Raw genomic sequence first — 25,559 nt, forward strand, 5'->3', positions numbered from 1 at the left:
AAAAGGTGAATTAAATTAGACTAATTGAAATAGGTATATGGTCAACAAACCCCAGGCCGTACCGGTAACCATACTCAGAATAGCAAGCAAGACCGCATGGGGCATGAGATCCTTGCGATAGGCAGCCGTAACTGCAGGTGCGGTGGAAATCCCTCCCAAATTAGCCATAGAAGCAATAGGAACCCAAATCAGGTTGATTCCAAGCAGTTTTGCAACCAAAACCATCCCGATAAAATGCAGGAACAGCCAAACAATGACCAAGTTTATAAATGTCCAGGGAAGGCTTAAATTATTGAAATCCAGCCGAAGACCTAAAATGGCCATCACCAAAACGATGGCCACAGCTCCTAATTGGAGTGAAAACCGTGTATTCCAATTGGAAACAAAATTTCCCAAAATCAATCCCAGAATGGAAAGAACGATAACCAAGTTCAAAAAGGAAAGGTCCAGAACATAAGTGATTCCTGTGAAACCCAAGAAAATGATTCCCACAAAGATTGGTTTCAAAGCTTTTGTATGGTTTCTCTCATTTACCTCCAATGATTCAGGGAGCTCATCCTTGATTTTAAAAACAAGACTCAGCTTCTCCCCTTTCTTGATAAACTGGAACATTAAAAAAGTCCAAATATTGACCAGGATATTGTCAAGGACCAGAACGGAAAGGAACAGGTTTTCTGGAGTTTGGGCCAATTCTTTGAGGATCAACTGACTTGTACTTCCCCCGATCCAGCCTCCAACTATTGGAGCTAGTCCTTTCCAATAGGAATCTTCCATGAACAGTTCCCAAGATTGAGCATCTACTGTTCCATACCAATTCACCAGTAAAACCGGTAAAATGGCAATCAAAGCCGATCCGGCAACAAACAATATAATTGGTTTGATCCCAACCATTGCCAATTGCTTAAAAGACAGGGCAGACATAACCGAAAGCAATGCTATAGGGATTACCAAATACATACTTAAACTGTGTATTGTCCCTTGAGAAAGGTCCAAACCAAAGGAATGTGTAAACAGTGCAGGGATCACATAAGCGAAAAGAATTGCTGGAAACCAATCTAAAACCTTCTGAACGACCTTATTTTTTACATGGCTGATTCTCAATACAAAAATCACTGTTGCCGCAACTATTACAAGAGAAACTATATCCAGCTTTCCCATCATTCGAATTCTTGCAATAAGATACTCAAGCAGGTTTGGATTCCTTCCAGGTAATTTCCTATCCGGATATTCTCATTGGGAGCATGTATACTGTTGTCAGGATTGGGAATTCGTACCGAAACAGCAGGAACATCCAATAAATTGACAAAGGGAGCCATGGGTTGAGAACCTCCCGTTTGCCTGGTTTTGACATAAAACCTATCAAATACATATTGCATTCCTCTTTCTAGCCACATTCCAAAATCCGATTCCAAATCCGCCCGGAAAGCCATAGATCCTATTTTGTAGTGAAATGAGGCCAATTTTGGATACGTTCTTCTTTCCATTTCCGTAGGCTTTGTTCCGGCAATCAGATGAAAGCCCTGGGATTCTATAAAATCCTTCAGCATTTGTGCTTGACGCTCGGCAGGGGTTTCTTTTACAATCCTCATGTCAATCTCTGCAATTGCCTCAGAAGGGATCAATGTGCGGACATCTTCTTCTACCCAGGCTGCACGCATTCCGCGAATGTTTAGAGAGGGATATTGCATGGATTCCTGATAACTATTCCCCACCTTTTCATTTTGGGCTATTCCCAAATCGGCATTGATGGTGTTTGGATCTTCAGGAACTGCAGCCATGGCCTTTTGATCCACCTCGGAAATGGCAACTCCACCATAAAACCCAGGGATTAACACTCTTCCATCCTCATCTTTCATAGCCGCAATCAATCGGGCTAAGTGAAAAACTGGATTGGGAGCATAATTTCCGTACTGACCACTGTGTAGGTCATTTCTCGCACCAAAAACCTTAATGGTGGCGGTTACAATTCCACGTGCACCAAAGGAAAGGTTTGGAAGATTCGACAAATGCCTGGTTCCATCCATGATCAAAACCCCATCGGAATGGAATAAACCGAGATTTTCGGAAACTATTGTTTTGAGTTGTGGAGAGGAAAGTTCTTCCTGAAAATCCAAGATAAACTTTAGGTTCACACTGGGCTCTATACCCTTTTCCTTCAAAATTTTCAAGGCAGTCAAGAAAGCCATTGCCGGGCCTTTGGAATCTGACGCAGAGCGGGCAAATATTTTCCAGTCTGGATTGATTTCTCCATTCAAGCTTTCCCAAGGTATCTCAGAAAAGCCTCCATTAATCTTTTCCTTCAAAACAGGTAAATACGGATTTTCCTGATCCCATGCAGAAGGATCAACAGGTTGACCATCAATCTGCATATATACCAAAACCGTCTTCTTGGCTGGGTTTGCAATGTCTTGGGCAAATAAATGAGGGATTCCTCCTGAACTCAAAACCTGTGTTTGATAACCCAAATTTTCCAATTGAGATTGGCACCAATTGAGGTTTTCTTCTATCTGTTTTGGATCATTCCCATTGTTGGGAATCTGAAGAAATTCAGAAAATTCCTGTAAGGATGACCGAAGACCTTTCTCGGATTCAATTTTAATATCCTGTGGACTGAGTTGGGCAAATACCGAAAAATGTAAACCGGCAACAAGTACTAGAAAGCAAAACTTTTTTAACATAAGGGGAAGAGTAAAGCAGTTGGAAGATAATGAATTTTCTTTTGCTTATGAGCCTTTGACTTTTTCGGAAAAAGGGCGAAAATACGCGTTGATTTACATCAATAAATAAATCAATTCCACTAAAGTGTTGAATGCAATGTTCTGATTCAATAAGTTTAAAAGCTGATAATAAACCCAATGGAAGCTTACGGAAAAATATTATTGATCGCCATGCCGATATTTTTGGTACTGGTACTGTTTGAAAAATTCTGGGGAATCTGGAAAGGAAATGATACCGTGCCACTTAACGACATGATTTCCAGTCTTAGTTCAGGAATAACCAATGTCACAAAGGATGTACTTGGCTTAAGTATTGTAGTGATATCCTACGAGTGGCTTTATCATCAATTTGGCTTTTTTAAAATAGAAAGCTCCTGGTTGATCTATTTTATCGCGTTCATGGCCTTGGATTTTGCTGGATATTGGACCCATAGAATATCCCATGAGTACAATATTTTTTGGAACAACCATATCATCCATCACAGCAGTGAGGAGTTTAATCTTGCCTGTGCCCTCAGACAGAGTATTTCTTCCATAGTCAAGATTTTCGCGGTTTTCTTACTACCGGCGGCCATTCTTGGGGTACCAGCCCAAGTCATAGCCATTGTCGCTCCTTTGCACCTTTTCGCTCAGTTTTGGTATCATACCCGACATATTGGGAAAATGGGTTTGTTGGAAAAAATCATAGTAACTCCCTCCCACCACCGGGTTCACCATGCGATCAATCCTGAATATTTGGATAAAAACTACGGCCAGATTTTCATCTTTTGGGACAAATGGTTTGGGACTTATCAAGAAGAAATGGATGATGTTCCAGCTGTTTATGGAGTCACTCGGCCGGTCCAAACCTGGAATCCAATTAAAATTAATTTTATGCACCTCTGGCTTTTGATAAAAGATGCCTGGAGGGCAAAAAAATGGTCTGACAAATTTAAAATTTGGTTTATGCCCCTTGGTTGGAGGCCCAGCGAAGTAGCTGAAAAATATCCTGTCGATAAAATTCAGGACGTTTATCACTTTGAAAAATACAATCCGATTTTACCGAATGGACTTTTGGTCTGGAGCTTATTCCAATTGTTCGCCCTCCTACTGTTAATCAGTTATCTTTTTGCAAACATCTCGGCAATTGGTGCTCCCGGAATTTTCATTTATGGGGGATTTGTCTTCCTAACTGTCTATGCCTATTCCGAATTGATGGACAGAAACCCAAAAGCTTGGATTTGGGAGAGCCTAAAATCAGCTTTTGGCCTGTATTTGGTGTTTTCTAGTGGAGATTGGTTTGGTTTAAACACACAATTCCCAGGAATTCTTCCCATCTTCATATTCTATTTACTGATGTCCACAGGGTTCTCTGTTTGGTATTCATTTAGAAAATTTATTACAACATAAAATATTGATTTATAATATTTTAAATGAAGGAATTTCGACAGATAATACAGGCTTATGAAGTCTGCAAATCCGAAAATATAAAAGTAGCACTCGCTACCGTGGTGAAGGTCGACGGCTCTGCATATCGAAGACCTGGAGCCCGCATGTTGGTAACTGAAGAAGGGAATTTGACAGGCGCGATAAGCGGAGGTTGCTTGGAAGGCGATGCGCTTCGAAAGGCACAAGCTGTCATTTTCCAACAAAAATCCATGCTGGTAACCTACGATACCACAGATGAGGATGATCAGAAGTTTGGGGTTGGCTTAGGTTGCAATGGGATCATTTATGTATTGATTGAGCCTATTGATTTCTCAGACCAGCAAAACCCTATTGAATTAATCATAAGAGCCACTTCCGATCGGAATCTTTCACTTTTGGTGACCCTTTTTTCCATGAAAAATTCCAAATCTGAACAAATTGGAACAGTTCTATTGAATAAGGATAGCAGGAAATTTGGAAACTGGGAAAAGAAAATTATCCAACCGGAAATGAGGGATTTCGTTCTTTCTGAACTGGAAAAGTTTGAAGGAAACTCAAACGAAATCAGGACCTACCCTGAATTGGATGAAATTTCCGTGTTTTTTGAGCTTATTAAACCTAGCACAAGGGTTCTGCTTTTTGGAGCCGGAAACGACACCTTACCTGTAGCCAAAATGGCTGAAATTCTAGGTTTTGAACTGATATTGATTGATGGTAGAAATAATTTGGCAACTCAATCAAGGTTTCCAACAGCTGAAGAGATTATCCAAGGACCGGCTGAGGAGGTAGTGAATAAATTTGAAACAGACCCTCAGACTGTTGCTCTATTGATGACTCACAATTTTGAGTATGAAGTTATTGTTTTGGAAAAATTGCTAACCTGTATGATCCCCTACATTGGTATTTTGGGTCCAAAGCGAAAAACAGAGAAGCTTATACAAAGGTTGGAATCCAAAGGAATTCAGGTAACAACAGAGAATATTTACGCCCCAATTGGGCTGGAAATCGGAGCAGAAACTTCCGAAGAGATTGCACTGTCAATATTGGCTGAGATCAAAGCCGTATTGAATCAAAAGCAACCAATTTTCCTTAAGGACAAAACCGGTCCTATCCATGAAAAAGACTAAGCTGAAAACCGGAATTATAATTTTAGCCGCAGGCTCTTCTTCAAGATTGGGACAGCCCAAACAATTGATTCAATTCAAGGGAAAATGTTTACTCCAAAATGCAATAGAAGCAGCACAGAGAAGCAAATCAGATCATTTGGTAGTTGTTTTGGGCTTTAATCCCGAATTGATCAAAACAGGATTTGATTCAGGAACTGTGCCCTATGTTGTAAATAATAACTGGAGCAATGGGATGGCTTCTAGTATCCAAACAGGATTAAATTTTTTACTTTCGAAAGGAGAACTTGATCAGGTGGTTTTGATGCTTTGTGATCAACCCCATGTCACTAGCAGTCTTATTGACCAATTGATAGAGAAAAAAGAGGAATCAAAAAAAGGAATTATTGCTTCTTATTATTCTGGGACCTTGGGAGTACCAGCACTTTTTGAAAAAAAATATTTTCCGAAATTATTCGAATTGGAAGGCGCTGAAGGAGCAAGAAAAATAATTGCACAAAACCCGGAAGATCTTGCTCCAATTCAATTTTCTTTAGGAGAGATTGATGTAGACACTGCAGAAGACTTGGAAAAATTAAAGTAGCCTATTCTTCTACTCCCCTCTTAACTCCTCCAAAACTTTTTTTATCCACTCCAACGTAAAATCAATATCTGACTCTTGGGTGTTTTGACCTAGACTGAAGCGTACAGATGCTCTCCCCAAATCAGCTGGAAGTCCCATTGCTTCTAGTACATGGCTAGGCTTGGGTGATATGGAAGTACAGGCAGAACCAGAACTCACGGCCACTTTCCTGTTTATTTTTTGGAGTAAATCCACTCCTTCAACATCAGCAAATGCCACATTACACACATGGCTTAAACGCATTGAAGGATTTCCATTGAGGAAGGTGCCCGGAATTTCTAAAAGTCCTTTTTCCAGTTTATCCCTTAAGATCAGCAACCTTTGGGCATCTTTCTCCAACTTTTCAGTTCTTATCTCAGCAGCTTTTCCAAAGCCAATAATTGCCGGAACATTCAAAGTACCGCTACGCATACCCTTTTCGTGCCCCCCACCGTGTATTTGAGCCAGTGGCTTTGGCAAAGGGTGATTGTGACGTACGTATAAAGCGCCAATACCTTTTGGACCATAAAGTTTGTGTGCTGAAATCGCCATTAAATGGATACCATTTACATCGATGGGTATTTTTCCGGCGGCCTGAACCCCATCAGTGAAAAATATCAGATTCCTTTCTTCTGCTATCTTTGAAATAGTTTTAATGGGATGAATCACACCAGTTTCATTGTTGGCCCACATCAAACAAATCATCTTGGAATGAGGTAAAATAGCCTTTTCCAATTCCTTCAAATTGATTTCACCTTGTCGATTTACAGGTAGATAAGTTACTTCTGCCCCACATTTTTCAAGCTCAGCGAAAGTATCCAATACGGCTTTATGCTCTGTTTGACAAGTAATGTAATGTTGCTTTTCACTTCTTCCATAAGCCTCAAAAATCCCTTTAATAGCCAAATTAATCGACTCGGTTGCACCAGAAGTAAAGATGATCTCCTTTGATTTAGCCTGAATGAGTTGCGCAATTTTTTCACGAGCCTCTTCTACTGCATTTTCAGCCATCCATCCATAAGGATGACTTTTACTTGCAGCATTTCCAAAATGAAGGTCAAAAAAAGGAAGCATTGCATCCACAACCTCGGTGGCACAAGGAGTGGTGGCATTGTAATCTAAATAAACGGGATAATTCATGAATTCAAGTTTCTTGTTTTTTTCATCTAACTCCAAACCCCTGTAAATGAAAATTTAATTTAATGATTGGGTATAAATGGAAGTTCCTCCCTTAAAATTTTACCCTATTTTTCTAAAAAAAATTACACGGATAGTATTTTATTATAAATATTCCTATATTAATCTGAAATATTGGAGTAATATGGGATTAGGGTATCTTCCAAACAATTTAATTGGTCTACTCAAATTCCTTTTTTAAGATTAAAACAGGTCTTACAAATAGCTATAGTAAACTGCATGTTTGTTGAACCTGATGAGTTTAAAACTGAAAATATCCAGTAAACCCAAAACCAAATCACTATGAAAATTGTCTCCAAATTAACCAAGGCAGAGTACCCAGCTTGGGTACAAAAGATCCTTTTTCCTTGTAAATGTGTCGCTTACATGCTTTTCTTTCCGGGCATTTATTTTATTGGAAAGTTATTTTTTTAATTGAAAGGATCCGTTAATTAAAGTCCATTCAATTTTAAGGTTTACATTTTCCCTTAGTTAAAAAACCCAGTAAAAAGATAGTGGGGCAAAATTTTAAGACTAAGGATTGAATTTGTGTGCTATATTTTTTCTAAGTCGAAAATTGAAATAATTTTCGATTAGATATTTTTTGTTCCTAATTAACTTATCCAAGGTTAGAACTTGTTTTCTAGATCAGCACCCTATTTAATATGCTTTTTTAAATCAAAGCCAAAGTTAAAATAGGTACATCAGTTGATAAACTTGGAATTTTTGACAGTTAGTTCTTCAAAAAAGCAAAGCCTGATAGAGTTGTAATTCCTATCAATCGAATTAATTTTGCTTATCAATTTTTCATAAAATGAAAGAATCATCAGCAGCACTCAATTTCATTGAACATATTATCGAGGAAGACCTCGCGAATGGTTTTCCAAAAGAGAAACTTCGATTTAGATTTCCACCTGAGCCAAATGGTTACCTGCACATAGGACATGCCGCCTCAATTTGTTTGAATTTTGGTTTGGGAGAAAAATACAATGCACCTGTAAATCTCCGATTTGATGATACTAATCCTGCCAAAGAAGAACAGGAATACGTAGATGCGATCAAGAGAGACATTGCCTGGCTTGGTTTTAAATGGGCCAATGAGTGCTTTTCCTCTGATTATTTTCAGCAATTATACGATTGGGCTGTACAGTTGATCAAAGAAGGAAAAGCCTATGTAGATCAGCAGACATCTGAAGAAATAGCTGCTCAAAAAGGTACACCGACTAGCCCTGGACAGCCAAGTCCTTACAGAGAACGCTCAATTGCCGAAAATTTGGAGCTCTTTGAAAAAATGAAGAATGGTGAATTTCCGGCTGGCTCCTATTTGCTCCGTGCGAAAATTGACATGGCTTCTCCAAATATGCACATGCGTGATCCTATTCTTTATAGAATTGTCAATGCTCCTCACCATAGAACAGGTTCGGATTGGTGCATTTATCCAATGTATGATTGGGCGCATGGTGAATCTGATTACATAGAACAAGTCTCCCACTCTCTTTGCACCTTGGAGTTTAAGGCCCATCGGGAACTCTATGACTGGTATTTGGATCAAATTTATGACCCTAGTCTCCTAAGACCCAAGCAGCGTGAATTTGCTAGAAGAAATCTGAGCTATACAGTGATGAGTAAGCGTAAATTACTTGAACTGGTTCAGAAAAAGATTGTAGCAGGATGGGATGATCCGAGAATGCCAACTATATCAGGTTTAAGAAGAAGAGGCTATACACCTGATTCCATCAGGAAATTCAGTGAAGTGTCGGGGATTTCCAAGCGGGATAATGTAACCGATGTATCGCTTTTGGAATATTGTATACGAGAAGATCTGAACAAAAGGGCAACCCGAGTGATGGGTGTTTTGGATCCTGTTAAGCTAGTGATCACCAATTATCCTGAAGGAAAAGTTGAAATGCTTCAACTTGAAAACAATCCAGAAGAAGCCAATTCCGGAACCCATGAAGTTCCTTTTTCCCGAAATCTCTACATTGAGCGTGAAGACTTTAAGGAAGATGCTGGAAAGAAATTCTTCAGGTTATCTCTGGGAAATGAAGTACGTCTGAAAAGTGCCTATATCATTAAGGGAGAATCTGTCATCAAAGATGAAAATGGAAACATTCTGGAAATACATTGTACCTATGATCCTGATTCACGCTCAGGCAGTGGAACTGAAGCCAGCACCAGAAAAGTAAAAGGAACACTTCACTGGGTATCAATTGATCATGCGATCAAAGCTGAAATCAGAGAATACGACCGTTTGTTTTTAGAAGAAGCTCCGGATTCCCATGAGGATAAAAACTTCCTTGAATTTGTAAATCCCGAATCCTTGAAGGTAATAAAAGAGGCCTATTTGGAGCCTTATTTGGCCAATGCCACTTTGGATGACAAATATCAGTTTCAGCGTTTGGGATACTTCACCCTAGACAAGGATTCCCAGGAAGGCAAATTGGTTTTCAATAAAACTGTTGGGCTAAAAGATACTTGGGCCAAACAATCCCAAACCCCTGCTCCTCAAACACAAAGCCCTACAACTTTAGCTCCGAAAACTCAGGATAAAAGAAAAGCTTTGAATGAGATTCAGCAGATTGGCAAGAAACTAACCAATTTCTCCGGAGAAAAACTGGAGGCTGCAAAAGATTCAATTATCCAGTTTGCAGAAGAAGTAAGCTATGAGGAATTGGAACCCCTATTCAACACTGCAGCTAAAAAGGTGGGGACACGAATCGCTGTAATGCTGGTTTTGGGGGTACTGTTGAAAAATGGTCAAATACGAAATGAAGCTATTGAACAGTTTATTCAAGCCGGTTTAGCGGACGAAAATGAGATTTTAAAAGAAGAGGCAGAAAAAGTAAATTCTCTTTAATTCTTCAATACAATGAAAAAGCCACTGATTTCTCAGTGGCTTTTTCATTAATACTCATTAGGATCTTCGGATGTCAAGTTTGATGTCCGAGAATTCCTTTTGCTCAATAAATGGCTGAGACCGAAGTCTTCTTCCCGTAGCACTGAAGATTGCATTTGCAATAGCTCCTCCAGTTGGTGGCAAGGCGGGCTCACCAAGTCCTGTTGGGTCAAAGCCGCTATCTACATAGTGAACATCAATTTCAGGAACTTCCTTCAATCTAATCAACCGGTAAGTGTCAAAGTTCTTTTGTTTGGGAAGTCCATTTTCGAAAGTCAGGTTTCCATACATAGCATGGCCCATTCCGTCTACAATACCACCTCTTACCTGGTGATTAGCTCCCGTAGGATTCACGACTAAACCACAATCTGTCACTGCTGTGATTTTTTTCAAAGTTGGAGTACCGCCCTCTGTTACTATATCTGCTACCTGGGCAACATAAGATCTATGGGAAAAGTAAACACTAAAGCCTTGCTTGATATTAGGATTTTTTCCCCAATTGGATTTCTCTGCTGCCATTTTAACTACTCCAATCATACGATCCACATCATAGCCAGGCTGACCAACAGGATTGTTTTTGGCTCTCTGCAATAATTCCAAACGGAACTGTACCGGATCTTTTCCTGCTTCCAACGCTACTTCATCCAGGAAGGACTGTTCAGCATAGGCCAAGAAATTCGTAATAGGTGCTCTCCAGGCATTTGTTGTGATGCTGGATTCATAATTCACACTTTCAATCAGCAAATTATCTACTGCGGCTGCAGGAAAATTATTCTCACGGGTGGTATTTCCAGCATTCATTCCCACTCCCCTCAACTTATATCCAACCATATTTCCGGATTCATCGAGGGCAGCTTCGAACCTGTACCTTACAGCTGGACGATAAGCTCCACCTGTTAGTTCATCTTCACGGCTCCAGGTCACTTTCACCGGTGCATTCACAGCTTTGGAAACTTCTACTGCTTCAACTACATAATCTGCTCGTAATCTGCGTCCAAAACCACCACCCAATCGGGTAATTTCAACTGTGACATTTTCTGGAGGAATCCCCAGAAGTCTGGCGGTTTCCTGTCTTGCTCTATCCGGTGTTTGTGTTGGACCAATCAGTTCCACTTTGTCTCCCTGTACATGGGCAAAGAAGTTTTCCGGTTCCATCGGAGAATGCGCCAAAAATGGACATTGGTATTCTGCCGTTACAACTTTTGCTGCATTTTTAAAGGCAGAATCCACGTTTCCGTCTTTTCTTCTGACTTCGGATTTACCATTTGCCATTAGCTCGGAGAAAATACGATCATGGTCAGCAGAACTCTCTATAGTTGTTCCATCTGGTTCATACTCAATTTTCAACAACTTTTTTGCCTTCATCAAAGGCCAAGTTGAAGTTCCGACAACGGCAACACTTGTACCAAATGTCACGACGTCAGTAACTCCCGAAACCGCTCTTGCACCAGCATCATCTAATGCCTTTATTTTCATTCCAAAAGGAGCTCTTTGAATCATGGCGTGAAGCATCCCTTCTCTATAAAAATCTAGGCCATACAGAGGTTTACCTGTATACATTTCCTTGGAATCCACGTTTTTGACCGGAGTTCCAATGATTTTAAAATCTTTTTTATCCTTGAGATTTACTTCTTCCGGAGCTTCCATACTGGAAGCTTCCAAGACAAACTCTCCAAAATGGCCACTTTTCCCACTGGGTTTATGAGAAATGATTCCATTATCCACATTAATTTCTTCAGAAGGTACATTCCAGGTCTTTGCAGCAGCGGCGACCAAAAGATATTTTGCTGTTGCTCCTGCTTTTCTTAATCTTTCCCAGCTATGGGGCATTGCTCCTGATCCACCTGTCAACTGACGATCATACTTCTCCGTATCCAAATTGGCTTGTACCACACGTACCTTACTCCAATCTGCATCCAATTCCTCAGCCACAACCATTGGGAAAGAGGTTTTGATATTTTGACCCAATTCAGGATTTGGGGAGTAAATCACCACATCACCAGAAGGGGCAATAGAAAGGTAGCTGTTGAAGTTTTTTGCTGAACTTAAAATTTCTTCAGTACTGATCACTTCCACTTTTGGAGAATCACAGCTAAACCAGTTAAATCCGATCACCAAACCACCAGCTGTGGTTCCTGCAATTTTTAGAAAATCTCTTCTACTTGCTTTTTGTAATGTTGCCATGGTTTATTTGGTTTTAGCGGCTAAAGCAACTGCTTCCCGGATTTTATGATAAGTTCCACATCGACAAATGTTTCTGTTCATAGCATTGTCAATTTCCTCCATACTTGGATTGGGGTTGTTTTCTAAAAATGAGGCGGCCTGCATGATCTGACCGGCTTGACAATAGCCACATTGAGCAACGTCCACTTCCTCCCAGGCTTTCTGTACAGGATGGTCCCCATTCTCAGAAAGTCCTTCAATAGTTGTTACTTCAGCATTTCCAACACTGGAAACTGGGGTGACACAGGAAAAAGTCGCATTCCCGTTGATATGAACGGTACATGCACCACATTGGGCGATTCCACAGGAGTACTTAGTGCCCACCAAACCAAGGTGGTCTCTTAACACCCACAATAGAGGGGTATCATCTTCTACATCAACCTGATGTGTTTTTCCGTTGATCTTTAGGTTATAGTTTGCCATGAGTTTAATAATGTTTCGACTATAAATTAAAGAAAATCAAGGCTTTTAAAAAGGTGATTTTTTATTTCGACTAGAAAAAAATACAAATGGTAAAAATCTTTTTTCAAAATATCTTGTTAATCGACCTATTGTGTTCCTTTAGGAGGATTTCAAAAAGATTATGTATAAACTCTTCGTCAAACTTTTCCGAATTACAATTTGGACTGTTGTTTCCCTTATTTCTCTCTTTCTTGTAGCAGGTATTATGTTTGTCAATTTCAGCCCTCAATTCGGCAAAGAGCCAAGTGCCGAAGAAAAAGCCCAATTTGAAAAAACAGGGCATTTTGAAGATGGAAAATTCCAAAATCTGATACCCACAAGCATGGACATGGATTTTTGGAAAGCAATCAAACTTTTTCCCAAATTCTTCAAAAACAACCCCAGTACTAGGCCTGATTTTGAAATTCCAGTCGTCAAAGTTGATTCACTTGAATTGGTAAAAGCTCAGGAGCCTGCACGATTGGTTTGGTTTGGCCATTCGGCTTTTCTCTTACAGATGGACGGGAAAAATATTTTATTGGACCCGATGTTTGGAGAAGTTCCGGCACCACATCCCCTTTTGGGGAAAAAGCGCTTTTCCAAGGAATTACCCATTGAAGTGGAAAAATTACCAGAAATCGACTTAGTGATTTTCTCCCATGACCACTACGATCATTTGGATTATGAATCAGTTCAAAAACTGAAGGGAAAAACAAAAAAGTTTTTTGTACCGCTAGGTGTAGGTTCCCATTTAAGCCATTGGGGAGTAGCGGAAGAAAAAATCCAAGAATTAGACTGGTGGCAAGAAATTTCCTATGAAAATTTATTACTCGCTTTTACTCCTTCCAGACATTTTTCGGGAAGAGGAATGACCAATCGCTTTTCTACCCTTTGGGGATCTTGGGTAATCAAGGGAAGTCAAGAAAACATATATTTCAGTGGAGATAGCGGATATGGACCACATTTTAATGAAATCGGAAAGAAATACGGACCATTCAACTTTGCTATGCTTGAATGCGGACAATACAATGAAAATTGGAAGGAGATCCACATGATGCCCGAGGAGACCGCCCAAGCCGGGGTGGATTTAGGTGCCAAAATCATCATGCCCATTCATTGGGGAGCATTTTCTTTAGCCATGCATTCTTGGACTGATCCAGTCGAGCGGGTATTGGTAAAAGCAGAGCAGCTGCAAATTCCAGTGTTCATCCCGAAAATTGGAGAATACATAGAAATCAAAGAGGAAATGTCTATTACAGAGCAATGGTGGATCAAGCCCTAAGCTTAATATTCCCTGATTGCCAGGACTTCTTAAAAATTGAAGAAACTGACTTAGGTAAATTCTAAGCATTTTTTCTAATTTCAATCCTTCATAAACTTTATTTAAACCAAAATAAACCTATGTCTCAAACCATCAAAGCAGCTATCGTAGGTACTGGATTTATCGGTCCAGCTCACTTAGAAGCCCTCAGAAGAATCCCTAACGTAGAAGTCACCTCTCTTGTGGAAGTGAGCCAAGAATTGGCTGATGAAAAAGCAAAAGTCCTTGGTATTCCCAATGCCTATACTTTTGATGAGATGCTTAAGCAGTCTGATATTGATGTAGTTCATATCTGTACCCCTAATTTTCTACATTTTTCCCAGGCAAAAGCAGTGTTGCTTGCCGGAAAGCATGTCATCTGCGAAAAGCCCTTGGCAGTAAGAATAGATGAGGCTGAAGAGCTTGTTTCATTAGCTGCAGAAAAAGGATTGGTGAATGCAGTTCATTTCAATTTGCGTTACTATCCTATGGTTCGTCAAATGAAAACCATGAGAGAAAAAGGTGAGCTTGGAGAAGTTTATTCTGTAATGGGTTCCTACCTTCAGGATTGGCTTTTCTTGCAAACCGACTACAACTGGAGATTGGAACCAGATAAATCCGGTGATTCCCGTGCCATAGCCGATATCGGTTCTCACTTACTGGATATCACTGAATATGTGACAGGATTGAAAATCACAGAAGTAATGGCTGATTTTTCAACAGTCCATAAAACCCGATTGAAGCCACTGAAGCCAATAGAAACCTATTCCGGCAAAATGCTGACTATGGATGACTATGCGGAGGTTCCAATCAACACCGAGGATCATGCAACTGTAATGCTTCGTTTTGACAACGGAAACAAGGGTTCTATTACAGTTTCCCAGGTTAATGCAGGAAGAAAGAACCGATTGAATATTGAAATTGCAGGCTCCAAGTCAAACTTTGAATTCAATTCAGAAAGACCAAATGAACTATGGATAGGTAAGCGGGAAAAGGCAAACGAAAGCCTGATGAAAGACCCTTCCCTTCTGCATCCACAAGCTTCCGCATTGGTTAGTTTCCCAGGGGGTCACAACGAAGGATTCCCTGACACTTCCAAGCAGATGTTCAAAGAGGTTTATGCCGCAGTACGAGAAGGTAAGCAGCCTGAAACTCCAAGCTTCCCGACTTTTGCGGATGGTTTGAGAGAATTGATCATCGGTGAACGCATTATTGAATCCAATAAGAAGCAAGCTTGGGTTAAAATTTAAAAACCTTTCTAGCTTTTTGTCAGTATCTTGATTTAGTATTTTAATTAACCTATAACCAAAACTTTAAATTTTAAAGCTATGAATTTGAGGAAAAGTCTCTTTTCTGTACTGATGATGGTACTGACAATTTTTGCAGCAAATGCTCAAGAAAAAGCTAGTCCAGCAAAAACAGCCGAAGGTTCTGTAGGAGATGCGAAAATTACCATTAACTATTCTTCCCCTGCTGTAAAAGGCCGGGTAATTTGGGGAGATTTGGTTCCTTTGGGACAAGTTTGGAGAGCGGGTGCCAATGAGGCTACTACCTTCACTACTACTAAGGATATTATGGTAGAAGGCCAAAAATTGCCTGCTGGAACCTATAGTTTCTTTGTTATTCCTGGCGAGTACGAATCTACCTTCATCTTCAATAAGGTCTCCAAACAATGGGGAGCATTTAATTATGACATGAAAGAAGATGCCTTGAGAGTTAGTGTACCTTCTCAGCAAACTTCTACTCTTGAAGAAAGGCTTGTTTACGAAGTAAAACCAAATAGCTTCGAAATCCGGTGGGAATACGGAAAAGCTTCCGCTAAACTCGGAGTTTAAGCTTTTTTGAAAACAGACTACAAAGCCACAGGGAAAATCCTTGTGGCTTTTTTAATTTTGCAGGATAATGCATAAGAGTTTCGATCCATTCTCCTTTGACCTTCCAGTAGCCGAAATCATCTCCGAGGTCAAAAACCACCTTGCTACCAATAATTCTCTCATTGTCCAAGCACCTCCCGGAGCAGGTAAAAGTACTCTTTTGCCATTGGCCTTACTCGAGGAACCTTGGCTAAAGGGTAAGAAAATAATACTATTGGAACCTCGAAGGCTTGCCACAAAATCCATCGCCCAAAGAATGGCATCCATGAGCAATTCTAAATTGGGGGATTTGGTGGGATACAGGATCAGGTTCGAATCAGCTATTTCTGAAAACACCCAATTAGAGGTAATAACTGAAGGAATCCTTACTAGAATGTTGCATTCAGACAATGCCCTGGAGGATGTGGGTCTTGTCATTTTTGATGAGTTTCATGAGAGAAACCTGCATTCAGAGGTAGCCTTGGCATTGTGTCGGGAATCCCAGCAAATCCTTCGTCCTGATTTGAGAATATTGCTGATGTCAGCTACTATCGATTCCCAACAGCTTGCATCCCTGCTAAACACCAAAGTAATCCAGAGTCAGGGAAGGCAATATCCAGTAGATATCCATTATCTCAAAGAAGTGGACGAATATGAGATCGGCGAGGATACTGCAAGACAAATCATCCCTCTAGCCCAACAACTTGAAGGAGACTTCCTTGTTTTTTTACCAGGGCAAGGAGAAATCAAAAAGGCAGCAGGAATTTTATCCAGAGCTTTACCAGAAGATAGCATTGTTCCTCTTTATGGGCAGTTAAGTTATTCAGAACAGCAAAAGGCTATACTTCCCCACCCAAGTGGGAAAAGAAAGATTGTCCTTTCCACGGATATAGCAGAGACTTCCCTGACCATTGAAGGGGTAAGAGTGGTGGTGGATTCAGGTTTTGCCAAATCCAGCCGTTTTGATCCAAGATCAGGTTTGTCAAAATTGGTTTTACACAGAATCAGCAAGGATTCTGCTGACCAAAGAAGCGGAAGAGCGGGAAGATTAAGTGCAGGAAATTCCTATAGATTATGGGGAAAAGGAACCCAAAACCTATTGGCTGATTTTAGGACCCCGGAATTGCTGGAAGCAGATCTGACTGGGATGGTTTTGGATATGAAAGCTTGGGGCAAACAGGACATTCGGACCATGACCTGGCTAACACCTCCTTCAGCTGGGAACCTGGCCCTTGCCGAAAAAACCCTGGAAGAAATTGAGGCAGTTTCTGAAGGTCAGTTGACTCCACATGGAAAAGAAATCCTCCAACTCCCCTGTCATCCTAGAATTGCCCATATGCTCATCTATGCTAAAAAGGCAAACCAGTTAGGACTTGGGACTGATATTGCTGCAATTTTGGAGGAAAGAGATCCTTTGAGATCAAACTCAGGGGTGGATATCAACTTAAGAATCGAAGCTTTAAGAAGATTCAGAAGCCATGGAGTCAGTATTGCACGAATCAAAAAAATTGAAAAGGTAGCTTCCTCCTATCGGAAGCTTTTTAAGATCCAAGCCGAAAATGAAGCAATTGACCCTTGGCAAACAGGCTTACTCCTTGCTTTTGCATACCCAGAACGGATAGCATCAGCCCGTCCCGGAAACAATGCCCAATTTCAATTGGCGAATGGAAAAATTGCTCAAATCGGCCATAGAGATGATTTGGCCCATGAATCCTGGTTAGCTGTTGCCCATTTAGATGCAAGGGATGGAATGGGTAAAATCTGGTTGGCAGCCCCACTGAACCCAAAAGATTTAGCACCCATGCTGAAAATAAAAGAGGTATTGGAGTGGGACAGAAAAAAGGGAGGGCTAATCGCTCATTCCGAAGTACGAATCGGAGCCATTGTTTTGGGAAAAAGACCCTTACAAAATTTTGATAAAAAACAGGTAAAAGGGGCAATTTTAGAAGCTATCAAAGATGAGGGAGAGTTTCTGCTGGATTTCAATGAAGAGGTGATGCAGCTCATCTACCAAATCCAGTCTCTTAAGAATTGGAACCCTGATCAGAATTGGCCTGATTGGAGCGTTTCAAGCTTATGTGAAAATCCGGAGAGTTGGCTTGAACCTTATCTGGAAAACCAATCAAAAAATGAGGACTTGAAGAAATTGAACCTCGTTCAGATTCTTCAGTATAGTTTGGATTTTGAGCAACAAGAGGCCATCAACGCACTGGTTCCCAATCGAATTGAAGTTCCGTCAGGAAGTCTAATAAAAATACAGTACAAAGAAGATGGACAGCCTCCCCTCTTATCAGTTCGGCTACAGGAACTATTTGGCTTATTGGAAACTCCGAAAATCAACAACGGCAAAACACCACTTCTGATAGAACTACTATCTCCCGGATACAAGCCAGTTCAACTGACTCAGGATTTAAAGAGTTTTTGGCAAAATGGATATTTCGAGGTGAAAAAAGAATTAAAAAGGCGCTATCCCAAACACGAATGGCCGGATGACCCAACTCAGGCTGAAGCCGTACGGGGAGTTAAACGAAGAAATTAACCGGGTAATTCCCTGTCCAGATAATTCAAAAACTGAAGAAATGATGCAATGGTAAAAGGAGTTTCTTCTCTGGACTGGATTTGCTCCAAAAAATTCTGACGGATTTCCGGATAATCAAGAGGGTTATACAGCTTGCTCAAAGCAGTGGCCCTAAAGGCATTGTAGACAAAGTTCTGACTCTTAAATGACTTGTCTTTCCTGTTGTAAAATGCATGTTCCAGAACCACCGGGTCAATCATTTGATCCAACCAAGGAAAACCCTTGCTGATAAAGAACTTTTCTGCAACTATCAATGCCTGAGACAACTCCGAATCATTTTCAATTGAAAAATGCTTTGGCAAAGTCTTGTCCAATTTATAAGCAGGTTGGATCAAAGTCATGGAGCGTTCGGAATAATCTCCCAAACTTGGCAGAAACTGATGAATTAGCTTTTCAACTTTATTTATTCTGACACCAAGATTGTATTCCAAAAAACTTCCCTCCGGGGTTTCAGAAAGTTGCACGAAAATCACCTGTTTTCCCTGCGGAAAGTTTTTGAAAAACATCAAATGAGTGTCATTGAACTCAAATCCAAAGTCCTTAAAAAACCCAAAATGAAGCCCTATGACATCCAGTTTCCTCACATATATTTTAACTGATGAAACCCGGATTTGTTGTTTTATCAAAGAAATAATTCCTTCAATTCCACCAGCATAGGCTCCACTTCAGACTTTTTGATTTGCAGGCTGCCTTCATCCTCTGGATTGTGAAGGTAATGGTTCCAATGTTTTTCGGCTTTTCGAATGGTTCGGGGAGTGATATCAAATTCTAACTGGTCCAAATAATCCTTTGCCAAAGTGGAAGCCTTAAAATTCCCGAATAAATAAACCCTAAAAATATCTACAAATCGCTGACTCAAATCAAACTCCTCCAAAATCTGAACAAAAGCACCTTGCTGGTTTCTGTTTTTACGGTCAAAGATCGACTCAAATATGGCATCCAGTGCTTCCTCGTTATAAGGCGTTTTGGAAAGTGCCCGGCAAGCCAAATAAGCAATTTCCCAATCATCTCCATTGACTAGCTGAATCAAGCGGTCTTTCACTTCCTCAGTTGCAATCTTACCAAGTTTGTCTGCATAGACATACGCCTCCCCTTCTTGAGGATCGCACATTTTGTCAAATAGAAATTGGATTTCCTGCTCCATAATTTTTCGGTTTATTTGCAAATATAGCTGAATAGATTGCAAGCAGATATGAAAATCCCCGGTGCACAAACAGTCAGTATAATTCAGGCAAATGATTTGGTAAACCAATGCCTGAACATTGGCCTGGCGGTGGAATACAAAAAGGAAATTAAGCAACTGGAATTCAGCACTGAACAACAGTGGATGTATCGTTTATTTATTCCCTGGAATCAGACTTGGAGCTTTGAGCATGGATTTAAACAAATGGAAGATTCCCACATAGGATTAGTATTGATACGAGCCGGCCAAGCCTGTACTGGCTATATACACAATGGGGAACTGATGGATCATAAAGTCTTTCGAGCCTACATGGTCAGGAAAAAGCAGGGAAAAAGCCAAATCAAGCATTTAAAAACAAAAGGAAAATCAAGAGCAGGCTCCAGAATTCGTCTGGAAGAATCAGCTCGCTTTTTTGAGGATATCAATGAGCGGCTTTCATTTTATGGGCGAAACCACCCAATTGATTATTGGGGTATTTCTTGCGGAAAAACCCTCTGGCCATACTTTTTTGCTTCCGAAACTGCTCCTCCTTTTTCCTCTAAAAATGATAATCTGATCCAACTCCCCTATCATATTGATCAGGCAAGTTTTCAAGAACTCAAGCAGCTAAATAGCTCAATTCACCAATTTCAATTGTTGGTTTCAGAGAGAGGCCAAAAGTTATACGAGGAGTTTTCTGAATCAGAAAATGAAACCCCAGACGACAATTGGTAAAAAAAGCCCCGATTTTTCGGGGCTTCAGGTTGGTGTGTTAAGTTGGTTTAGTGATCATTTTCCTTCTTCAGAACCCGGGTAATGATTTGAAATCATCGCTAGGGTTTCATGAGCCATTTTCACATTATATTCATAAGCAAGGCTTTTGTAATTCACCAAATCGACAATGGTACCGATGAAACAAAGACCTACAGTCAGGATATACAAAATCCCCAACCCGACTTGGCCTAGAATAAAACGGTGCAAGCCAGCAAAACCAAAGAATCCAATCAATGTTAAGATCAAAATCATTTGGGAGTCTTTTCTTCTTGCCCGATAAACCTGAGCAAATAACGACGCCTGATCATCATCCATGTTTTTCATTAGACCCTGGATGTAACCCAGTTCCATTCCTTCCAATTCCGGAAGGTGTCTCAATACATTAGCCATAATTGTGTGTTGTTTTTAGGTTTTTAATCAAATTCCAAATTCTAGAAAGGATTACCAAATAAGCCAACATGGCCAAGGGATGCATGGACCAAGACTCCTGAAACTCCCCTCTTGCAAGAAGGTTCATGGACCGGCCCAAACCACAACCAGGACACCATTCTATTCCAAGCTGACTCAATGGACAAAGGCTAAAATGCGCATCAGCCGATGGATTCAAAGTCAGAATGGCAATCATACTGGCCATCCAGAACATCAGTTCCAATGGAAATTGTGAAACCCGATTGATAATCTCTTTCATGCTTCTGAAAGTACGAAAAAGGTGCCATCCACAAAAAAGCCCCAAATTCAAGAATAAATGTGGTTTTGGCATTGATGAATGCTTGATTTACGTACATAATAATGTCCGATTATGAACGGTTAATTGAAATAGAATACATTCGAGAATAGACTGAGGCACTCCATATGATCTAAACCAAATTGGAATTTTAGTAAAGCTTCAGTTTATTCACAGCTTTCTTATTTTGAATTTGTATTTTGGATGGCCAGTAGTAAAAATTTTATGATTAAATCCTTCCTCTTTACTCTCAGCCTTTCATGGTTTTTTGTAACCCATCTTACTGCACAGACTACTAGTTTTGACCTTTGGCAGGTAAAGACAGAGGGGAAATCGAATAATCTTAAAATAGCGCCAAAAACAGCAAAACCTATTACCGATAGACCTGAATACGACAATCAGCCCTCCTTTATCAATGAATATCAAATGGTTTTTTCCGCAGCCGATGAAAATGGAAACCATGATATCATAGTTTACAATTTTGAAACGGGGAAGTTTACCAACCTCAGTAAAACGGCTTCTGTAAGTGAATTTTCCCCACAAATCACGGATTGTGGACAATACATCGGTGCTGTGGTAATGGAAGAAGATAAATCACAACGAATTTGGTTGTACCCTACCAATTTTGAAAAGCCTGAACTTTTGTACGATGATATAGAACCGGTGGGATATTATGATTGGTACAAAAATAAGGCAGCAATGTTTGTACTGGGTGAACCCAATAAATTGGTCTACGCCGAAGGCAGAAACGATTTGATCCAAATTGATGAGAATATAGCCAGATCTGTAAAAACCCGGCCCAAAACCTCTCAGATCACTTATTTGTCGTTAAAAGATCCTGTTGAAACTAACAATGGAAAAGCTCTGACCTTAAAATATTTTGACATTGAAAGTAAAGTTTTTGGAGAATTGGGTAATGGATTAGAAGGTTCTCAGGATTTTATCTGGATTGACAAAAATACCCTATTGATGGCTAGGGGTAATACAATTTATAAGAGGAAAGTCAGTGAAGGAATCTGGAAAGAAATTGGTACTATAGAATCAGATACCCATCAAAATATTAGTAGGCTAGCCTATAGCCCTGAGCTTCAAATTCTCGTGTTTGCAATAGAAAGAAAAAACCAACAATAACCTATGTACTCAAAAATCACCTATTTTCTAATTTCAGGACTTCTGGTTGGGAATTCCTTATTTGCTCAGATTGAAGACAAAAAAGGAATAGTGGCCAAAGATGCTGAATTGACCAAAGTTCAGGACGGCTTTTCATTTACAGAGGGCCCGGCAATCAATAGATTTGGAGACGTTTTCTTCACAGACCAACCTAATAACAGAATTCACAAATGGAATGCGATTTCCAATGAAGTGACAGTGTTTATGGAAGATGCTGGAAGGTCAAATGGTATGTATTTCATGCTTGACGGAACTCTTATCTCCTGTGCTGATGAGCAAAACGAGCTATGGTCTATTCAGACCACAGGAGAAAAAGAAGTATTGGTCAACTCTTTCAGAGGAAAAAAATTAAATGGACCAAATGATGTTTGGGTTCGTCCAAAAGGTGGATTATACTTTACAGACCCATTATATCCTCGCCCTTACTGGGAAGGAATCCGAGACAAGGATATGCAGCAGGACGGTCAACATGTATATTTTCTCTCGGCTGATAGATCAGAGCTATTCAGGGTAGCAGAAGATTTGGTTAAACCCAACGGAATCGTTGGTTCACCGGATGGCAAATATTTGTATGTAGCAGATATTGGCGACAACAAGACCTATAGATATGAAATAAGGGAAGATGGCTATTTGACCAATAAAACCCTGTTTTGCGATATGGGTTCTGATGGAATGACGATAGATGACAGAGGCAATATATACCTTACCGGAAATGGGGTAACTGTATTTGACCGAAAGGGTGAGCAAATCGCTCATATTCCTGTTCCAGCAAAATGGACTGCCAATGTTGTATTTGGAGCCTTGGACAGAAAAACTTTATTTATCACAGCGATGGATGCCGTTTATACTCTTCAGATGAAAACTAGAGGTGTTTGGTAAATAAAAAATCCCGCAGCCCAAATATCAATCAGGCTGCGGGATTAAAGTTTTTAAAAATTTCCGATTGGCTTAGCCGCAATTTCCATCGTCTGTGCAGCTTTCACCTTCTTCTCCTTCGGTAACCTTCAAACTCCCCTCCTTAGACAAAGAGAATTCATTCCAGGCTTGTTCTAAAGTCCGATCAAAAACTTCATCCGCCTGAGCGCCAGAAATCGCGAATTTTCTGTCAAAAACAAAGAAAGGAACCCCTCTAACTCCAATCAAATGGGCTTCGTACATATCTTGATCAACAGCATTTTCAAACTCCTTTGAGTAAAGTATTGATTTAATATTTTCTTCATCCAAACCCACTTCTTTCCCAAGCGAAATCAAAGTTTCAAAATAATCGATATTCCTAGATTCTGAAAGGTGGGCTTTTAACAACCTCTCCTTCATGGCATCCCCTTTTCCATGAACCTTTGCAAACTGCAGAAGACGATGTGCATTTTTTGAATTGGCAACCCTTGCATTTTGCAGATTATACTCTAAACCCTCCAGTTTAGCCATTTCTTCAACCTGAGTAGTGATTTGAAGGGTTTGTTCCAGGGACCAGCCTTTGGTTTTTGATAAATGCTCCAAAGAAGTCGCCGAAGGATCAGTTTGTAAATCCGGGTTCAGAAGAAAACTTTTCCATTCTATTTCTACAGCGTCCCTGTTGCCAAACTTTTGTAGGGATTTTTCCAATTTTCGTTTACCTATAAAACAAAAAGGGCAAACTATATCAGACCAAATTTCTATTTTCATTGAATTTCATTTAATTCAGTATAAATCTTATTTAATCCAAAAGAGTTCAATTGAATTTGAAAACCAAAGAATGCCCTTCCTGTGCCATGGAAATCGATGCAAAGGAGAAAATTTGCCCGATTTGCAAATATGAATTTCCAAAAAGATCCCCTTGGATTACTTGGCTCGCAATTTTCCTGCTTTTGGTTTGGATCCTTACTTACATTCTCTAAAAAAACACCCTATGAATAAGCGTTCCTTTCTCAAATCGTTGGCAGTTCTGGGCTTAAGTTCAGGCTCAGTTTTCAAAGCAAAAGCCAACATTCCTTCATTGGATGATCTTGACTTCAATTCAGATACTATCTGGGAGCAAATCCGTGCATCTTACAAGCTTAAGCCAGATTATATCAATTTGGAAAACGGTTACTATTGCTTCCTTCCTCAGGAAACCCTAGAAAAGTATATTGAACATATTCGGGAAGTGAACTATCAAGGATCCTATTACATGCGTAATGTACAATGGGAAAACAAAGCCAAAAGTGCGGCCATGTTGGCTGAATTGGTAGGAGCATCTCCTGATGAAGTGGTGATTACCCGAAACACTACAGAATCCTTAGATCTCATTATTTCAGGTTTTCCTTGGAAAAACGGAGATGAAGCCATCATGTCCAATCAGGACTATGGAAGCATGCTCAATATGTTTGAACTTGCAAAAAGAAGGCATGGCCTCGCTTTGAAAAGGATTGATATTCCAATGCATCCAAAAGATGACGAAGAAGTGGTAGAAGCTTACGAAAAAGCCATCACTCCAAAGACAAAGTTGATGATGGTGCCTCATATCGTCAATATCACCGGGCATATCCTTCCGATCCGTAAAATCTGTGACATGTCTCATAAACACGGTGTGGAAGTCATGGTAGATGGAGCCCATGCTGTCGGACATTTCGAATTTTCCATGAATGAGTTAAACTGCGATTATTATGGATCAAGCCTTCATAAATGGCTCAGTGTACCTTTAGGGGCAGGATTATTGTATGTCAAAAAAGGAAAATCAGCCCAAATTGACCCTATTTTGGCTCCCTATGAACTGGACCAGGAAGGAATCTTAAACTTGAATCACACAGGTACTCACCCAGTAGCAACAGATTTGGCTGTTATCAATGCTATAGAGTTTCACAATAAAATTGGCGGGAAAAGGAAAGAAGAACGGCTGAGATACATACAGCGCTATTGGTCAGATCAGGTCCGAGATTTACCAGGTGTAGTAGTAAATACGCCTTTAGACAGCAAGCGTTCCTGTGCCATTGCCAATGTGGGTTTGATAAAGGAATCTCCTGCTGAAATGGCTAATCGATTGATGGAAGAGTATAAAATATACACCGTAGCCATTAATGGAGCGGGAGTGAAAGGATGTAGAATTTCTCCTAATGTATACACCACCGAATCTGAGTTGGATCAATTTGTATATGCTCTAAAAAAGATGTCAGGGAATGCTTAATTGAATTTCTGCTCAATTCCATTCACTAAGTCCAAAGGATTAGGAATGTTAATTGAAACATACTTAAGGAATTGTGGGATTATTTAAAATTTTAGAAAATTTTCTTGCAATTCCTTTTCACATATTCCAACTTTACTGCCTCTAAGTAATGAATATGAATTTTCACATAGCAAACCGAAATGTCCAAAACGCGCCAGTATGCGTGATGGATTCTGCTATGTCACTTTTTACTCCTTTGAGGAGGTATAGGTTCTTTTTTAGGGTTTGAACCCTA

At 40.1% G+C, this 25,559-nt stretch carries 22 protein-coding genes; 12 read left to right on the forward strand and 10 right to left on the reverse strand.

What is annotated here, in order from left to right; translation table 11 throughout:
* Nucleotides 1-15: 15 nt before the first annotated feature.
* Nucleotides 16-1,161 (reverse strand): DUF819 family protein, encoded by a 1,146-nt coding sequence (locus tag P2G54_RS08850; protein ID WP_275870253.1) that lies wholly within the window; start codon nucleotides 1,159-1,161, stop codon nucleotides 16-18.
* Entirely contained in the window at nucleotides 1,158-2,678 is a 1,521-nt protein-coding gene (locus P2G54_RS08855) for a M20/M25/M40 family metallo-hydrolase (RefSeq protein WP_275870255.1), read from the reverse strand. The genes P2G54_RS08850 and P2G54_RS08855 overlap by 4 nt, the downstream gene beginning before the upstream one ends.
* A 177-nt stretch (nucleotides 2,679-2,855) precedes the next feature.
* Here P2G54_RS08855 and P2G54_RS08860 point away from each other — a divergent pair, with 177 nt between their 5' ends.
* Genes P2G54_RS08860 through P2G54_RS08870 form a run of 3 tightly spaced genes read left to right on the forward strand, consistent with a single transcriptional unit; the run spans nucleotide 2,856 to nucleotide 5,831 of the window.
* The gene (locus P2G54_RS08860) at nucleotides 2,856-4,106 is read left to right on the forward strand and encodes a sterol desaturase family protein (protein ID WP_275870256.1); all 1,251 of its coding nucleotides are present in this window, start codon (nucleotides 2,856-2,858) and stop codon (nucleotides 4,104-4,106) included.
* A gap of 23 nt (nucleotides 4,107-4,129) precedes the next feature.
* Entirely contained in the window at nucleotides 4,130-5,251 is a 1,122-nt protein-coding gene (locus P2G54_RS08865; protein WP_275870258.1) for an XdhC/CoxI family protein, read from the forward strand.
* Entirely contained in the window at nucleotides 5,238-5,831 is a 594-nt protein-coding gene (locus P2G54_RS08870; protein ID WP_275870259.1) for a nucleotidyltransferase family protein, read from the forward strand. The genes P2G54_RS08865 and P2G54_RS08870 overlap by 14 nt, the downstream gene beginning before the upstream one ends.
* Nucleotides 5,832-5,840: 9 nt before the next feature.
* On the opposite strand, the gene P2G54_RS08875 is transcribed toward P2G54_RS08870, so the two are convergent.
* The gene (locus P2G54_RS08875; RefSeq protein ID WP_275870261.1) at nucleotides 5,841-6,989 is read right to left on the reverse strand and encodes a cysteine desulfurase family protein; all 1,149 of its coding nucleotides are present in this window, start codon (nucleotides 6,987-6,989) and stop codon (nucleotides 5,841-5,843) included.
* A gap of 850 nt (nucleotides 6,990-7,839) precedes the next feature.
* On the opposite strand from P2G54_RS08875, the gene P2G54_RS08880 reads away from it, so the two are divergent.
* Nucleotides 7,840-9,882 carry a glutamine--tRNA ligase/YqeY domain fusion protein gene (locus P2G54_RS08880; RefSeq protein ID WP_275870262.1) on the forward strand — a complete coding sequence of 681 codons (2,043 nt, stop codon included), beginning with the start codon at nucleotides 7,840-7,842 and terminating at the stop codon, nucleotides 9,880-9,882.
* A 57-nt stretch (nucleotides 9,883-9,939) separates the two neighbouring features.
* Here the strand turns inward: P2G54_RS08880 and P2G54_RS08885 are convergent, their stop codons facing one another.
* On the reverse strand, nucleotides 9,940-12,105 hold the full coding sequence (locus tag P2G54_RS08885) for a molybdopterin cofactor-binding domain-containing protein (protein ID WP_275870264.1): 2,166 nt from the start codon (nucleotides 12,103-12,105) through the stop codon (nucleotides 9,940-9,942).
* A 3-nt stretch (nucleotides 12,106-12,108) separates the two neighbouring features.
* Nucleotides 12,109-12,567: a (2Fe-2S)-binding protein gene (locus P2G54_RS08890; protein WP_275870266.1), complete on the reverse strand. Its 459-nt coding sequence runs from the start codon at nucleotides 12,565-12,567 to the stop codon at nucleotides 12,109-12,111.
* 160 nt (nucleotides 12,568-12,727) lie between these two features.
* Between P2G54_RS08890 and P2G54_RS08895 the strand changes: the two genes are divergently transcribed.
* The 4 genes from P2G54_RS08895 (at nucleotide 12,728) to hrpB (ending at nucleotide 18,277) form a co-directional block, all read left to right on the forward strand.
* Nucleotides 12,728-13,867: an MBL fold metallo-hydrolase gene (locus tag P2G54_RS08895; RefSeq protein ID WP_275870267.1), complete on the forward strand. Its 1,140-nt coding sequence runs from the start codon at nucleotides 12,728-12,730 to the stop codon at nucleotides 13,865-13,867.
* Between the two features lie 119 nt (nucleotides 13,868-13,986).
* A complete protein-coding gene (locus tag P2G54_RS08900) occupies nucleotides 13,987-15,135 on the forward strand; it encodes a Gfo/Idh/MocA family oxidoreductase (protein ID WP_275870269.1) in 1,149 nt (382 codons plus the stop codon).
* A 78-nt stretch (nucleotides 15,136-15,213) separates the two neighbouring features.
* Nucleotides 15,214-15,720: a DUF2911 domain-containing protein gene (locus P2G54_RS08905; RefSeq protein ID WP_275870270.1), complete on the forward strand. Its 507-nt coding sequence runs from the start codon at nucleotides 15,214-15,216 to the stop codon at nucleotides 15,718-15,720.
* 67 nt (nucleotides 15,721-15,787) lie between these two features.
* A complete protein-coding gene (gene hrpB, locus P2G54_RS08910) occupies nucleotides 15,788-18,277 on the forward strand; it encodes an ATP-dependent helicase HrpB (RefSeq protein ID WP_275870272.1) in 2,490 nt (829 codons plus the stop codon).
* On the opposite strand, the gene P2G54_RS08915 is transcribed toward hrpB, so the two are convergent.
* Both P2G54_RS08915 and P2G54_RS08920 read right to left on the reverse strand, forming a co-directional pair.
* A complete protein-coding gene (locus P2G54_RS08915) occupies nucleotides 18,274-18,900 on the reverse strand; it encodes a hypothetical protein (RefSeq protein WP_275870274.1) in 627 nt (208 codons plus the stop codon). The genes hrpB and P2G54_RS08915 overlap by 4 nt on opposite strands.
* Before the next feature lie 38 nt (nucleotides 18,901-18,938).
* Nucleotides 18,939-19,460 (reverse strand): HEAT repeat domain-containing protein, encoded by a 522-nt coding sequence (locus P2G54_RS08920; protein WP_275870275.1) that lies wholly within the window; start codon nucleotides 19,458-19,460, stop codon nucleotides 18,939-18,941.
* A gap of 48 nt (nucleotides 19,461-19,508) precedes the next feature.
* Here P2G54_RS08920 and P2G54_RS08925 point away from each other — a divergent pair, with 48 nt between their 5' ends.
* Complete coding sequence (locus tag P2G54_RS08925) at nucleotides 19,509-20,213, forward strand: hypothetical protein (RefSeq protein ID WP_275870277.1); 705 nt, start codon at nucleotides 19,509-19,511, stop codon at nucleotides 20,211-20,213.
* Between the two features lie 54 nt (nucleotides 20,214-20,267).
* Here the strand turns inward: P2G54_RS08925 and P2G54_RS08930 are convergent, their stop codons facing one another.
* Both P2G54_RS08930 and P2G54_RS08935 read right to left on the reverse strand, forming a co-directional pair.
* Nucleotides 20,268-20,642 (reverse strand): TM2 domain-containing protein, encoded by a 375-nt coding sequence (locus P2G54_RS08930; RefSeq protein ID WP_275870279.1) that lies wholly within the window; start codon nucleotides 20,640-20,642, stop codon nucleotides 20,268-20,270.
* A complete protein-coding gene (locus P2G54_RS08935) occupies nucleotides 20,635-20,940 on the reverse strand; it encodes a DUF2752 domain-containing protein (protein ID WP_275870281.1) in 306 nt (101 codons plus the stop codon). Before P2G54_RS08935 ends, P2G54_RS08930 begins: the two co-directional genes overlap by 8 nt.
* 261 nt (nucleotides 20,941-21,201) lie before the next feature.
* On the opposite strand from P2G54_RS08935, the gene P2G54_RS08940 reads away from it, so the two are divergent.
* A complete protein-coding gene (locus tag P2G54_RS08940) occupies nucleotides 21,202-22,107 on the forward strand; it encodes a hypothetical protein (protein ID WP_275870282.1) in 906 nt (301 codons plus the stop codon).
* Nucleotides 22,108-22,110: 3 nt separating this feature from the next.
* The gene (locus tag P2G54_RS08945) at nucleotides 22,111-23,025 is read left to right on the forward strand and encodes an SMP-30/gluconolactonase/LRE family protein (protein ID WP_275870284.1); all 915 of its coding nucleotides are present in this window, start codon (nucleotides 22,111-22,113) and stop codon (nucleotides 23,023-23,025) included.
* Between the two features lie 69 nt (nucleotides 23,026-23,094).
* Here P2G54_RS08945 and P2G54_RS08950 read toward each other — a convergent pair whose 3' ends face one another.
* Nucleotides 23,095-23,808, reverse strand: coding sequence for a DsbA family oxidoreductase (locus P2G54_RS08950; protein ID WP_275870285.1), 714 nt, complete (start codon nucleotides 23,806-23,808; stop codon nucleotides 23,095-23,097).
* Between the two features lie 223 nt (nucleotides 23,809-24,031).
* Here P2G54_RS08950 and P2G54_RS08955 point away from each other — a divergent pair, with 223 nt between their 5' ends.
* Nucleotides 24,032-25,285 carry an aminotransferase class V-fold PLP-dependent enzyme gene (locus P2G54_RS08955; protein ID WP_275870287.1) on the forward strand — a complete coding sequence of 418 codons (1,254 nt, stop codon included), beginning with the start codon at nucleotides 24,032-24,034 and terminating at the stop codon, nucleotides 25,283-25,285.
* Nucleotides 25,286-25,559: the final 274 nt, after the last annotated feature.

It is taken from the genome of Algoriphagus sp. CAU 1675, assembly GCF_029222925.1.
GTDB lineage: Bacteria > Bacteroidota > Bacteroidia > Cytophagales > Cyclobacteriaceae > Algoriphagus.

What these genes read in the sequence shown, in the direction of transcription:
- P2G54_RS08850 (WP_275870253.1), bottom strand. Translation starts at nt 1,161, where the DNA reads ATGATGGGAAAGCTGGATATAGTTTCTCTTGTAATAGTTGCGGCAACA.
- P2G54_RS08855 (WP_275870255.1), bottom strand. Translation starts at nt 2,678, where the DNA reads ATGTTAAAAAAGTTTTGCTTTCTAGTACTTGTTGCCGGTTTACATTTT.
- P2G54_RS08860 (WP_275870256.1), top strand. Translation starts at nt 2,856, where the DNA reads ATGGAAGCTTACGGAAAAATATTATTGATCGCCATGCCGATATTTTTG.
- P2G54_RS08865 (WP_275870258.1), top strand. Translation starts at nt 4,130, where the DNA reads ATGAAGGAATTTCGACAGATAATACAGGCTTATGAAGTCTGCAAATCC.
- P2G54_RS08870 (WP_275870259.1), top strand. Translation starts at nt 5,238, where the DNA reads ATGAAAAAGACTAAGCTGAAAACCGGAATTATAATTTTAGCCGCAGGC.
- P2G54_RS08875 (WP_275870261.1), bottom strand. Translation starts at nt 6,989, where the DNA reads ATGAATTATCCCGTTTATTTAGATTACAATGCCACCACTCCTTGTGCC.
- P2G54_RS08880 (WP_275870262.1), top strand. Translation starts at nt 7,840, where the DNA reads ATGAAAGAATCATCAGCAGCACTCAATTTCATTGAACATATTATCGAG.
- P2G54_RS08885 (WP_275870264.1), bottom strand. Translation starts at nt 12,105, where the DNA reads ATGGCAACATTACAAAAAGCAAGTAGAAGAGATTTTCTAAAAATTGCA.
- P2G54_RS08890 (WP_275870266.1), bottom strand. Translation starts at nt 12,567, where the DNA reads ATGGCAAACTATAACCTAAAGATCAACGGAAAAACACATCAGGTTGAT.
- P2G54_RS08895 (WP_275870267.1), top strand. Translation starts at nt 12,728, where the DNA reads ATGTATAAACTCTTCGTCAAACTTTTCCGAATTACAATTTGGACTGTT.
- P2G54_RS08900 (WP_275870269.1), top strand. Translation starts at nt 13,987, where the DNA reads ATGTCTCAAACCATCAAAGCAGCTATCGTAGGTACTGGATTTATCGGT.
- P2G54_RS08905 (WP_275870270.1), top strand. Translation starts at nt 15,214, where the DNA reads ATGAATTTGAGGAAAAGTCTCTTTTCTGTACTGATGATGGTACTGACA.
- hrpB (WP_275870272.1), top strand. Translation starts at nt 15,788, where the DNA reads ATGCATAAGAGTTTCGATCCATTCTCCTTTGACCTTCCAGTAGCCGAA.
- P2G54_RS08920 (WP_275870275.1), bottom strand. Translation starts at nt 19,460, where the DNA reads ATGGAGCAGGAAATCCAATTTCTATTTGACAAAATGTGCGATCCTCAA.
- P2G54_RS08925 (WP_275870277.1), top strand. Translation starts at nt 19,509, where the DNA reads ATGAAAATCCCCGGTGCACAAACAGTCAGTATAATTCAGGCAAATGAT.
- P2G54_RS08930 (WP_275870279.1), bottom strand. Translation starts at nt 20,642, where the DNA reads ATGGCTAATGTATTGAGACACCTTCCGGAATTGGAAGGAATGGAACTG.
- P2G54_RS08935 (WP_275870281.1), bottom strand. Translation starts at nt 20,940, where the DNA reads ATGAAAGAGATTATCAATCGGGTTTCACAATTTCCATTGGAACTGATG.
- P2G54_RS08940 (WP_275870282.1), top strand. Translation starts at nt 21,202, where the DNA reads ATGATTAAATCCTTCCTCTTTACTCTCAGCCTTTCATGGTTTTTTGTA.
- P2G54_RS08945 (WP_275870284.1), top strand. Translation starts at nt 22,111, where the DNA reads ATGTACTCAAAAATCACCTATTTTCTAATTTCAGGACTTCTGGTTGGG.
- P2G54_RS08950 (WP_275870285.1), bottom strand. Translation starts at nt 23,808, where the DNA reads ATGAAAATAGAAATTTGGTCTGATATAGTTTGCCCTTTTTGTTTTATA.
- P2G54_RS08955 (WP_275870287.1), top strand. Translation starts at nt 24,032, where the DNA reads ATGAATAAGCGTTCCTTTCTCAAATCGTTGGCAGTTCTGGGCTTAAGT.